This window comes from Dyadobacter sp. CY326, assembly GCF_021390515.1.
Classification (GTDB): domain Bacteria; phylum Bacteroidota; class Bacteroidia; order Cytophagales; family Spirosomataceae; genus Dyadobacter.
In genome coordinates, this window is record NZ_JAJUXI010000013.1 from 198,373 (window position 1) to 210,573 (window position 12,201).

The following is a 12,201-nucleotide window of genomic DNA, read 5'->3' on the forward strand; positions in this document are numbered from 1 at the left end:
CGTTTTTTAAGTAAGTTATCAAAAATAAAAAAAACCTCCAAGCATATCCATAATGCGGATGCTGCAAGGAGGTTTTAGCATTTTAAATATTAAGATTCCATCAAATAAGCCTTGATAAAATCATTGATCTCACCATTTAAAACAGCATCCGTATTAGATGTCTGGTGATCCGTCCTGTGGTCTTTGACGCGGCGGTCGTCGAGCACGTAACTGCGGATCTGCGAACCCCATTCAATTTTTCGTTTGGAAGCTTCCACTTCCGCACGAGCCGAGTTTCGTTTTTCCAATTCAATTTGATAAAGTCGTGACTTCAAAAGTCTGATCGCCACTTCTTTATTCATTAATTGCGAACGCTCCTGCTGACAGGCAATGACAATGCCGGAAGGTTTGTGATGCAGACGCACCGCCGTTTCCACTTTGTTGACATTCTGTCCACCCGCACCACCAGAACGATATGTGTCCCAGGTGATATCCGCAAGATTAACATCGATTTCAATGTTGTCATCCGCCAAAGGATATACATAAACCGAAGTAAATGATGTATGCCTTCTCGCATTGGAATCAAACGGCGAAATACGGACCAGACGATGAACACCATTTTCCGATTTCAAATTTCCATAAGCATATTCGCCGTCAATTTCCAATGTAACTGACTTAACACCAGCCACATCGCCATCTTGCAAATCCACTTCCCGAACTTTGTAACCGTTCTTTTCAGCCCACATAATGTACATGCGCATGAGCATAGACGCCCAGTCTTGCGACTCGGTTCCGCCGGCTCCCGCATTGATTTCGATAACGGCGGGAAGTTCATCGCCTTCTTCACCCATCATTTTGCGGAATTCGACTTCTTCAAGCTTGTTGGATAGTTTCAAGCCCTCTTCATCGACTTCTTCTTCTGTTGCTTCGTCGGCTTCATAAAACTCCCAAATCGTGTCCAAATCGTCACGCAGGCGCGATAACTCTTCATATCCATTGGTCCAGAATTTCAATCCGCGGATTTCCCGCATTGTTTTTTCGGCACGTTCTGAATCGGTCCAGAACTCCGGTTGAACGGTCTGCTGTTCAAGATCTTCTAGCTGTTTTTTTCGGTTATCGTAGTCAAAGATACCTCCCCAAAGCCTCTACGCGGGCTTTCAAGTCTTTCAATTGCTCTGCAGTCATTTGAATTTCAAGTTTTGTGAAAAAATTATTTAGTTGTTTTGGATTGTTCGATATAATTCGAAGTCGTTCGGGTTAGTTTTGGTGTTGTCCGACATTGTTCGACCTGCTTCTGGTTTGTTATTTGTTTACTGTAAAATTTGGGACTCGTAGGGTTTTGATGTAGTTGTTTAGTTTTATTGAAAGTGTGTTGCAAAGTTGGGTTAATTCCTCGAATTTTTCTTTCGAAAGTAGATTCCTGTTACAAGCTTTTGTTAGCCAGGAAATTGTTTCTTTCAGTGAACCTCTTGAATAATAACAAAAGTTTAGGCTGTCTTTTAAATGATAACGTCCAAAGCCTTCCGCCAGGTTCGCGGCGATGGAATCTGCCGCTCTTATTAGCTGTTTTCCGAAAGCTTCTTTGTCCCAGTAACTCCACTCACTTATAATCTGCCAAACATCTTCACCAAGTTTCATGGCCATTTGGTAAATCTGTAAATCTTCAAGTCTCATAAACGAATCAGGGTTTGATTTAAATAGTTAGACGTCGGAGATTGATTAAAGTAACAAAACAAACTTTTCTAAAAACCCAACAACTCCGAACAACGTCAAACAATCCCAAACCACCGCGAACAAATCCTGACAACTTTCTCGCAACAAACCCCAACAAAACGCTCATCCCTGACAATATTTATTAACTTTGCGAGAAATTTTTGTCAACCCATTTCGTACAACAAAAATACCAGAAAATGGCTCAAACATATGATGTGATTGTAATTGGTAGCGGCCCCGGAGGTTATCCCGCAGCCATTCGTGCTTCCCAATTAGGACTAAAAGTAGCAATAGTTGAAAAAGAGAGTTTGGGTGGAATTTGCCTTAACTGGGGCTGTATTCCGACAAAAGCCCTGTTGAAAAGTGCCCAGGTTTTTGAGTACATTAAGCATGCAAAGGATTACGGAATCAATGTTGGGGACTCTTCGGCAGACTTTGGCGCAGTAATTCAGCGCAGCCGCGGCGTGGCCGACACCATGAGCAAAGGAGTGTCGTTTTTGATGAAAAAGAATAAAATCGACGTCATCATGGGCACGGGCAAAGTGAAAGGACAAAAGACAGTTGAGGTTACAGATAAAGAGGGAAAAAAAGCGGATTATACGGCCAATAAAGGCGTAATCATTGCAACAGGCGCACGCGCACGCGAATTGCCCAACATTAAAATCGACGGTCAGAAAGTAATCGAATACCGTAAAGCAATGAGCCTTGAAAAACAACCTGCTTCCATGCTGGTGGTTGGTTCTGGTGCAATCGGGATGGAATTTGCTTACGTATATGCATCCATGGGTACGAAAGTGACGGTTGTTGAGTTCTTGCCAAATCTGGTTCCGGTTGAGGATGAAGACATTTCAAAAGAAATCGCAAAACAATATAAGAAACTTGGCATCGAGACTTATGTGAACTCGACGGTTGAAAAAGTTGACACTTCCGGAAATGGTTGCGTGGTTTCTGTGAAAACTGCGGATGGTCAGAAAACTTTTGAGGTTGACATTGTGCTTTCAGCGGCTGGTATCGTTTCCAATTTGGAAAACATTGGTTTGGAAGAAACCGGCATTAAAACGGATAAAGGCAAAATCACGGTTAACGAATGGTATGAAACCAGCGTTCCAGGATTTTATGCAATCGGTGACTGTACGCCTGGCCCTGCATTGGCACACGTTGCTACGGCGGAAGGAATTATCTGCGCAGAGAAAATCGCAGGACACAAAACAGAAGCTTTGGACTACGGAAACATTCCGGGATGTACATATTGCCAGCCTGAAATTGCATCTGTTGGATTTACAGAAAAGAAAGCAAGAGAAGCTGGTTACGAAGTTAAAGTCGGCAAGTTTCCTTTCAAAGCGTCTGGTAAAGCTGTTGCTGGCGGTGTAACGGACGGCTTTATAAAAGTCGTTTTTGATGCCAAATATGGCGAGTTCCTGGGCGCTCACATGATCGGAACCAATGTTACCGAAATGATCGCTGAGGTTGTTGTTGCTCGTCAGTTGGAAACAACTTCGCATGAAATCCTGCGCTCGATCCACCCACACCCAACGATGTCAGAAGCATTGAAAGGTGCTACGGAAGCGGCTTACGGCGAGGCGATTGATTTATAGAATAACAAACTAATTATATAGAAAATAGGATATTCATTCAGTTGGATGTCCTATTTTTTTGTGATTTATGTAAATTTGGAAATACGGGCCGTTCAGCGGTTTACTCAACGAAAATTTAAGCGTTTAAAAAATACCCTCCTTGCATAAATCTACTTATACAAAGGATTTCAACGACTTGTGGGAAAAAGAGAGGGAGTTGAAATCCCGCTGGGGCAACATTCTGTTCTGTGTCGCCTATCTGGTCGGTTATCCAGCGACGGCGCTGCTTTATTTGATACAAAATGATCCTGCTTTTAAGCAGATCTTAGCCGCGGAACTCATCCTTAGCGGCATCATTATCATTTTACTAATTCTGCATTTCCGGGGGAAAATCAAGGCGCAAACTGCGTCGTTCCTTGCAAATATGACGTTGGTGCCGGTTCATGCCTACATTCTTGCCGAAGTGCCGCATGCATCTTACGACCGCGCAAGTCTTAATATGACGCTGGGATTAATGTTTGCGTATTTTGTGCTCCGTTGGCCGCTGAATTATAGCATAATTCTGACAACTTCGATTTTCATCATATTTCCGCCCGCGCTATATTATGGCCATCCCAGTTATTTTTACCAGTTTTTCAGCCAGGGAGGTTTGTTCTTTTTCTTGGGTCAAATGTTGTTTCCTTTCATCATGTATTTCCATGAAAGCAGAAAGAAACACGAGTTTTTTTACCAATATAGTCTCGGGAAACAAAATGAGCTGCTCGAAAAACAGAAACTAATCGCTGAGAATGCAACATTGGCAAAGTCAGAATTCTTGTCCACAATGAGCCATGAAATCAGGACGCCGTTGAATGGGATCGTTGGGATTGTGCATCTTTTGGAAGAAAATAAATCGAGGGATGAGGAGGAAAAGGAGCTGATCCAGACGCTGAAATTCTCCGCGACGCATTTGATGGCAGTTGTAAATGAAATTCTCGATTTCAATAAAATCAATTCCAATCATGTAAAATTGCATCCGGTCAACTTCAATCTGGATGAATTATCAAGAAACCTCTACAACAGTTTCCTCCCGCGGGCCAGTGAAAAAGAGCTGGAATTAATCTTTGAATCGTCGCCCGAGCTTCCTGAACTTTATGGCGACCAGGTCAGGCTGAGCCAGATCATTACAAATCTGGTGCACAATGCAATTAAGTTTACGGACAAAGGATTCGTCAGGTTTTCGGTAAATGAGGTTAGCCGGAAAGCAGATTTTATTAAGCTGGAATTTGTAGTTGCGGACAGCGGAATTGGCATTTCGAAGGATCAGCAGTCGAATGTTTTTGAGATTTTTACGCAGGTTAAAAGCCTTGTCAAGCGACAGGATGGAGGCACAGGCCTTGGATTAGCGATTTCAAAGGAGCTCGTTCGGCTCTTCGGCGGCGAGCTCGAACTGAAAAGTGAGCTTGGCAAAGGATCTGCTTTTTCATTTCAGATTGAATTACAATATGCGGCAAAAATCAGCCCTGCTCCCAAATCAGAAAAAATCGCAATGCCAGCATTGAATGCGGCCATTAAAGTCTTGCTTGTGGACGACAATGCGACGAATTTAATCTTTGCCACAACGCTGCTGAAACGAAAAGACATTCTGTTTGATCTCGCTTCGGATGGAAAGCAAGCTTTTGAAAAATATTTAACCGGCGGCTACGACCTGATTTTTATGGATTTGCGAATGCCCGTTATGGATGGTTTTGAAGCGACGAAATTGATCCGGGAAAAAGACCAGGACATTCCAATTATCGCTTTAACCGCCTCGGCGTTTGAAGATGAGCGGGAACGGGCATTGGCAAATGGTTTCAGCGATTATCTCGTAAAACCATTCTTGCCACCTGACTTTTACAAAATCATTTACACCCACATTAAAACCGACACCAATTAACTCAATTCCATCACTTCACTTTTTGACGCCGTTGCATTGCTTCCCGCCATGTTGTGAGGATAATTCCCTCTTTCTCAATGTATTTCTTTAATTCCGGATCGATCATTGCCAAGTAATCGCCTTCCCGCGTAGGCCATGAATCGGACACGTGGGGGAACACTTCTGTGTGGATTGTGCAATGCATGATGACCATTGTAAGGCCAGGTTTCAGGTTTTTTATCGCATTAATGTATTTCTCAGTCTTATATTTTTGGAGCGCTTTCTCTGATTTATCCCCGTTCTCAGGCCCTTTCCAGCCGTAACTTGTGTTTTCAAGGTCATCCAGCACAGGCAAGCCTGCATTCCATAACTGCTTTCCGATCGTTTGAGTCATTTCAAATTGATCCGCGATCATCTTTTCCTCAGCCTTGATCGACGTGTTATGGCCTCCGGGAAACATCACGGGAATCTTTTCTTGCATTCCCACTTTGAGATATCGCTCCATAAATTCGGGCGTCGCGAAAAGCGTTCCCATATGCGAATCCATGTGCGTGGGCTCAAAGCCCATTGTGCGTGCGCGTTCCAGCTGAGCACGGATTTCCGTTTCAACTTCATCCGCAGATGCATTTTTGACAACATCGGCAACACTGCGCCACATTGCACCTTCCGGATCGACGAGCCCTTTCACCTTCGGCTTTCCGGCAAGCGGTGCCCAGCGATAATCTTTCCATTCCGAGGTCATTGTAAGGTGAAGTCCCGCGTCCAGGTCTTTATTTTCTTTCCAATAATTTACAAAACCCGGCACCCAGCCACACGGCATCATCACGCTCAGCGAATTGGCAACCCCATTCCGGATCGCCTTAATAGCGCCCTGATTAGATTCATAGGACATGCCGACGTCATCAACGTGAATGATCAGCACTTTTTTTCCTTTCGGATAACCGAGCTTTTCAGCGTAAGTTTCAGCAGTTTGCGCCATTAATGCAGAGGATAACAAAATGAGTGAGAATGCGAAAAGTTGTTTCATATGGACCTTCATAGCCAGGGTTTTTAAGTTAAGGCAAATTGCATTATTAATTACCCGTTTTGCCTTTAATCAGACTATCGCGCCCAATCCGCTTCTCCGGTCTGATACAATAGCCCCCCGATTTTCACGTTATTTGCCAAATCTCACCCACCCCGACTTTTTCGCATGAGCCATTTTCGCAGCCTGCTAACCTGTTTGTTTTTGTTATCAATGCATGCAGTCAATGCCCAACATTTCTCATTAAGCCGACTTTTTTATCCAAACCTGACATTAAAAGCAGATTACACAGTGCCATCCAGCATGAATGGAACGCAGGATTATGGCTTGTCAAGAACGGGTTTTTTAGGAATCATTCCCATTCACAGCGAAGTGCAATTGGGTTATAGTCTGCGAAAAAAGTTTGATTTGCGGGCTGTTCACACAGTTATGCTAGCTCAATACAACCAGATCCAGCCCACCGTAGACGGCAAGAACAACCCTGAAAATGGTTATAAAACACTTTCACTTGGCGTAATTCGTCTGCAAGCAAGCATTAAGGATCGACTTTGGGTGTATGGCGGCGGGTTGGGAATGACAGAAACCAATGAGACGTTTTTCAGTCCGCAGCCATTTTTTTGGGGAGGCGCGGCGCGGATGCACATTCTTGGGTTAAGGACGCAAATTCTTTATGGTTCCGTGTTGGCTTATAATCAAAAGCTACGTTTCGTGCCTGTTTTTGGGGTAAACAAAGGTTTGGGAAGACATTGGCGCGTATCTGCATTGCTGCCTTTTATGGCCAATGCAAATTACAAAGCAACAAAATGGTTTAATGTGGATTTTCTGGCGGGCTTAAATGGATACAGCGGCGGTTTCCAAGTTCAAACACCTGAGGAAAAGACGCTTAGGAGAGAAAATTATCGCCAGATTAAAACGGGGATTTCTGCCAATGCGCATTTGTTTACAGCAATCAATGTCTCCGTGGAAGCCGGCGTAAGCACTTTTCGCCAGATCAAAACATTCAACAGCGCAAGGCAAACGCTTACGTCAGCCACGCCTGCCACGACGCCTTACATTGGCGCAAGCGTGCGTTACATTACAAGCAGATCCAAGCTTTCATCCAAATTCACCAAAAGAATGGGCCTGGGCCAGTCCGGGGTGAATTGGTAATTGGGTTAGGTTAATGTCCCGTTAGGCGAATGCTGGCGGAATAATCAGATTCAACGCTTCCGTTTTCAACAATTCCTTATCGATAGGCACCACGCCAACCAATTCGCAAACAAGGCCTCCGCCCAGGTTAGAAATTGCAGCAATGGTTTTGGGAGGCAAGCCCAGCGCAACGCAACAGGCGGCAATGCTAATCACCGTGTCACCCGCGCCAGAAACGTCCGCAATCTGGCGGATATGCGCAGGCAATTTGTGCACTTCGTCCTGAAAATCGATGATCACTCCTCGCTCGGAAAGCGTAATTAAAGCGCCCGCAACATTCAGCGTTTCTTTCAAATGCTGAACAGCACTGCGAAGTTCTTCCGGATTATCCACATTAAAGTCAATTTTCAAGCCCTCGCGCAGTTCTTTCAGGTTGGGTTTGAATAATGTGATGTGATTGTAAGCTAAAAAGTTTCGTTTCTTTGGATCAACGACCGTCGGGACATTGTGTTCGTTGGCGAATGCAGTGATCTCGGCAATGGACTCAGCAGTAAGGACGCCTTTGTCATAATCCTCAAAAATAATCACATTGCTGCTCGGAATCAGTTCTTTGGCCTTTGCAATCAGTTTTTCAGTTTCAGTTTTCGAAACAGGTTTATCCGTTTCTGTATCAATGCGGACGACTTGTTGGGAACCGGCGATAATGCGTTCTTTGATTGTTGTTATCCTGTTTTCGCTGCGAATAAGTCCTTCGCAGTTCAAACCCTTGTCCTTCAAACTGTTTTGGAGCAAATCCCCTGAACTGTCTGTTCCAATAACCGAACAAATAATAGCCTCAGCGCCTAGCGATTGAACATTAAGCAACACATTTCCAGCTCCGCCCAGACGATATTCGCGTTTCTGAACATTAACAACAGGAACGGGAGCTTCTGGCGAAATCCTTTCTACTTTTCCCCAAACATATGAGTCGAGCATTACATCTCCGATAACCAGTACACGCAATTGGTTGAATGCTTCAAAAACCTGATTGATATCCATTAAAATTCTAGCGCTGTTTTATTTACAATATAAATTAAGAGGTCAAACGTTTGCAACAAAATGAAGGCTTGTCACCTGAAAACGTTTGTTTAAATAGAGCCTGTGCGCATCCGTTCGCGCCTCACTTACGCCAGAATCCAGGTGCACTTGGGCGTAATTTTCATTTTTGGCATAAGCCAGAATCCAATCGACGAGCATTCCTGCAAAACCCTTACCGCGATGTTCCGGGATTGTCGAAAGGTCATCTATATAAATGTAATCGCCGCGGAAAAGGTTGTAACCGGTTTCAAAAACAGCAATTGCTGCTGCTTCACCATTTTCCTCAACAAAAATAATCTGCCGGTTATCTGCAAGCGTCTTTTTTACCGCTTCAAAATAAATATCATCCGTTAATGAAGGCCGCAATGCCTGAATTGCCCTGCGGCATTTCCGAATGTCTTCATCTGTTTTTACAGTTTGAATGGGCATCATCCTTTGTTCACCGGGATTGAGAGGTTGCTCAGGTTGTGGCCCATTTTATCTCTTTTTGTAAGGAGATATTTTTCGTTATGCGGATTAGCAGGGATTTCAACATTGACAGAATCAACGATTTCAAGGCCATAACCGATTAATCCAGCCCGTTTTTTTGGATTATTGGTGATCAAACGCAATTTGGTAACGTCAAGATCGCGAAGGATTTGTGCACCAACGCCATAATCCCGGTCGTCCATTGGAAAGCCAAGTTCAAGGTTAGCTTCAACCGTGTCGCGACCCATTTCCTGCAATTTATAGGCTCTTAATTTGTTCAGAAGCCCAATTCCGCGACCTTCCTGGTTCATGTATACGATCACGCCTTTGCCTGCCTTATCAACCATCTCCATTGCAGCATGCAACTGCGGACCACAATCGCAACGGCACGAACCGAAAATATCGCCTGTAACGCACGATGAATGTACACGAACGAGGACAGGCTCGTCTTTTTCCCAAGTTCCTTTTACCAAAGCCAAATGCAGATCGCCGGTGTTGATCTGGCGATAGGCGATCAGGTCGAAGTGTCCCCATTTGGTGGGCATATCCACGCCAATCTCGCGTTTGATCAAAGACTCTTGCTGCAATCTGTATTCAATCAAGTCCTTAATGCTGACCAGTTTAAGGTTGAATCGATTGGCAATTTCCCGAAGCTGCGGAAGTCTGGCCATGGAGCCATCTTCATTTAAGATCTCAACCAAAACGCCAGCGGGAGCCAATCCGGCAAGTCTCGGAAAGTCAATTGCAGCTTCTGTATGGCCCGTTCTTCTCAAAACGCCGCCTTTTTTTGCTCTTAATGGAAAAATATGGCCCGGGCGACCGAGGTCTTCCGGAGCGGTCTGCGGGTCCACGAGTGCCTTGATGGTTTTGGAGCGGTCGCTGGCGGAAATTCCCGTTGTGCAGCCGTGTCCCAGCAAGTCAACAGAAACGGTAAATGCGGTTTCGTGAAGGGCAGTATTATTACCAACCATCATTTCGAGGTTCAGCTCAGCACAACGCTCTTCGGTGATCGGAACGCAGATGAGACCTCGTCCTTCGCGCGCCATAAAGTTGACGATTTCCGGGGTTATCAGCTCAGCTGCGCAAATAAAGTCACCCTCATTTTCACGATCTTCGTCATCCACAACGATGATCATTTCTCCTCTTTTTATAGCCGCTATGGCCTCATCTATGGAATCCAGAACTATTGGAATGCTATTATTATTCATTAATCAAGTTGACGAAAAATAGTTTTAGACAAAAACTCGTTTTTACTCAGCAAAGGTACATTGTTAATGTTGAAAAGTTCTATTTTTGAACCTCCATTGCATCTTAACAAAGCTTTTGGCTTATCCGTTTCAATGATCAGCAGGAACTAACCAGCCCGTCATTTTGAGATAATTTTACTCATCTATGAAGATTAACCTACTGATATTGTTTTTGTTAAGTGCATTTTTGTTTTTTGATAAAGATGCTCAGGGACAAAGCTTCTGTGGGACGACAGGTAAATTTCTGGTAACGCCAGCCGAAGGTTGCGCACCGTTGACTGTGAGTCTGACCAGTCAAATGACCAATGCGGAAAGCGTCACTTACGCTTATAATTTCAACAAAAACAGCCCCGCTCCTCCGGAAAAAAAGGATCAGTCGTACGACCTTTCTCACGTGTATGATTTGCCCGGCACTTACACGATCCTCCAATATGGCAGCTTCAAAGACGTCGGTGGATTCAGCCTTTGCAAGGACGTTATCGTGAAAGAAAGCCGTGCCCCAAAGGCCGAGTTAATGACCTGCAACAACGGGCGTGTCCGACTCACATTGATTACCGACAGCATTACATTGGCTTATGACGCCATTGAAATCAACTGGGGCGACGGGTCAAATCAAACGGTGAATGTTAAAAACGGCGCGAAAAGTTTTTTTGACCATAATTATGCAAGTTCTGCAAGACCTGCGATAACAGTTCAGGGAAAATATACGGCTGGCACGTGTCTGGAAGGGCTTAAAACAACATTGTCAGGACAAGGCAGCCCGGCGTCTCTGGCAAAAATCAGGATCAGAAGCATAGAAATGTTGCCATCCGGCGAGGCAAAAGTGCTTTATGATGGCATGGAAGGCGTTGCAACAGAAATCTGGATTGATAGGGGTGATGGACAATTTGTCGCAACCGGAAAGGGCGGGCAGTCAGCCGGTGCGCAGTCTGCCACAATAAGCGGTCTTAATCCGGAGCAATTATATCGGTTTAAGCTTTCTTCCAAAAACTTTTGCGATAACCTCGTTGACAGTCCGATTGTAAGCAGCTTGGTTTTGAAAGAGGGTTCCGAATCGTTGGATGAGATCATTTCAGTTGCCTGGGACCATTATCCAAACACTGAAAACATTTTGCAATATCAACTAAAACGCGACGGTTCAGTCATCTTCACCGCTGCCGATCAGCTTTTTTATTTGGATAAAGATGTAAAGTGCGGCAATGAATACAAATATGAGATTGTAGCCATTATTGCAAATGACGTCCGGTCTTATTCGGCGCCACTCAGCCTTTCGCCAAAAAGCTCGGCCCCGGAGATTATCACAACTGCCAGTGTTTCTGTAAAAGATGCCAACATAATTACCACGCAAGTTGCGCTAAGCGGGGAGGGGCTCACGAGCAGCTATGACCTAATTGTAGAAAGGGCAGCATTGGGGAGTCAGGATTTTCAGCAAATTTCCGCGCCGGAGAATCAGAGTCTTTTGTTTGAGGATGTCCAAGTTAACACGTCAGAAACTTCTTATTGCTATCGCTTCAATTACCAAAATGCTTGCAAATTGAGAGCTCCATCATTTAGCGCACCGGTTTGCTCAATTCTTTTACAAAATAATGTAACGGACGTAAGCTGGAATGCTGATTCGCCGTTTTCTTCCGGCGTTAATGCTTACGATTTAATTCAGATGGACGAGCGGCACACCGTCCAGGATGAAATTCCGAAGCAATTGGGAACAAGCCACGCGCTTAACATTGCATCACAATCCGCATTTTCATTTCAGGTAAAAGCGCAATCCACTGATGAAAATCTGGTCAGTTATTCCAACATTTTAGACTTGCGAAGAGACCCGATCGTGCTCATTCCGGATGCGTTTACACCTAACGGGGATGCATATAACGAGCGGTTTGAAGTGAAAGCCTATTTCATTTCTGATTTCAATATGTCGGTTTTCACGCGTTGGGGCGAGGTTGTGTATCAGACCAATAACAGTGCCGAAGGTTGGGATGGAAACATAAAAAGTGAAAAGGCACCAGGCGGTTATTATTTGTATAAAATAGAAATGACAGATGCATTGGGGCACACTATTGCAAAAAATGGCAGTTTTTTACTGATAAGATAGGACTT

10 protein-coding genes are annotated in these 12,201 nt (G+C 44.4%); 4 read left to right on the top strand and 6 right to left on the bottom strand.

Going from position 1 to position 12,201, the window contains the following annotated elements; genetic code table 11:
- Positions 1-89 precede the first annotated feature (89 nt).
- Together prfB and LZG73_RS23995 are read right to left on the bottom strand one after the other, a co-directional pair.
- A protein-coding gene (gene prfB / locus LZG73_RS23990; RefSeq protein WP_233855205.1) for a peptide chain release factor 2 occupies positions 90-1,164 on the bottom strand; the annotation gives its coding sequence in 2 pieces (ribosomal slippage) (positions 90-1,103 and positions 1,105-1,164; 1,074 coding nt in all).
- Between the two features lie 117 nt (positions 1,165-1,281).
- Positions 1,282-1,653 (bottom strand): four helix bundle protein, encoded by a 372-nt coding sequence (locus tag LZG73_RS23995; protein ID WP_233855206.1) that lies wholly within the window; start codon positions 1,651-1,653, stop codon positions 1,282-1,284.
- Between the two features lie 236 nt (positions 1,654-1,889).
- On the opposite strand from LZG73_RS23995, the gene lpdA reads away from it, so the two are divergent.
- Positions 1,890-3,287 (top strand): dihydrolipoyl dehydrogenase, encoded by a 1,398-nt coding sequence (lpdA, locus tag LZG73_RS24000; protein ID WP_233855207.1) that lies wholly within the window; start codon positions 1,890-1,892, stop codon positions 3,285-3,287.
- A 139-nt stretch (positions 3,288-3,426) separates the two neighbouring features.
- On the top strand, positions 3,427-5,181 hold the full coding sequence (locus tag LZG73_RS24005; RefSeq protein WP_233855208.1) for a response regulator: 1,755 nt from the start codon (positions 3,427-3,429) through the stop codon (positions 5,179-5,181).
- Between the two features lie 10 nt (positions 5,182-5,191).
- Here the strand turns inward: LZG73_RS24005 and LZG73_RS24010 are convergent, their stop codons facing one another.
- Positions 5,192-6,199 carry a polysaccharide deacetylase family protein gene (locus tag LZG73_RS24010; protein ID WP_409014357.1) on the bottom strand — a complete coding sequence of 336 codons (1,008 nt, stop codon included), beginning with the start codon at positions 6,197-6,199 and terminating at the stop codon, positions 5,192-5,194.
- A 153-nt stretch (positions 6,200-6,352) separates the two neighbouring features.
- Here LZG73_RS24010 and LZG73_RS24015 point away from each other — a divergent pair, with 153 nt between their 5' ends.
- Complete coding sequence (locus LZG73_RS24015) at positions 6,353-7,333, top strand: hypothetical protein (RefSeq protein ID WP_233855210.1); 981 nt, start codon at positions 6,353-6,355, stop codon at positions 7,331-7,333.
- 21 nt (positions 7,334-7,354) lie between these two features.
- Here LZG73_RS24015 and LZG73_RS24020 read toward each other — a convergent pair whose 3' ends face one another.
- The 3 genes from LZG73_RS24020 to LZG73_RS24030 are packed head-to-tail and all read right to left on the bottom strand — an operon-like array spanning position 7,355 to position 10,065.
- Positions 7,355-8,350: a bifunctional heptose 7-phosphate kinase/heptose 1-phosphate adenyltransferase gene (locus tag LZG73_RS24020; RefSeq protein WP_233855212.1), complete on the bottom strand. Its 996-nt coding sequence runs from the start codon at positions 8,348-8,350 to the stop codon at positions 7,355-7,357.
- A 42-nt stretch (positions 8,351-8,392) separates the two neighbouring features.
- Positions 8,393-8,821, bottom strand: a complete 429-nt coding sequence (locus LZG73_RS24025; RefSeq protein WP_233855214.1) for a GNAT family N-acetyltransferase — start codon at positions 8,819-8,821, stop codon at positions 8,393-8,395.
- Positions 8,818-10,065: a bifunctional 3,4-dihydroxy-2-butanone-4-phosphate synthase/GTP cyclohydrolase II gene (locus tag LZG73_RS24030; RefSeq protein ID WP_233855215.1), complete on the bottom strand. Its 1,248-nt coding sequence runs from the start codon at positions 10,063-10,065 to the stop codon at positions 8,818-8,820. The genes LZG73_RS24025 and LZG73_RS24030 overlap by 4 nt, the downstream gene beginning before the upstream one ends.
- 184 nt (positions 10,066-10,249) lie before the next feature.
- Here LZG73_RS24030 and LZG73_RS24035 point away from each other — a divergent pair, with 184 nt between their 5' ends.
- On the top strand, positions 10,250-12,196 hold the full coding sequence (locus tag LZG73_RS24035; RefSeq protein WP_233855216.1) for a T9SS type B sorting domain-containing protein: 1,947 nt from the start codon (positions 10,250-10,252) through the stop codon (positions 12,194-12,196).
- The last annotated feature ends 5 nt before the right edge of the window (positions 12,197-12,201 follow it).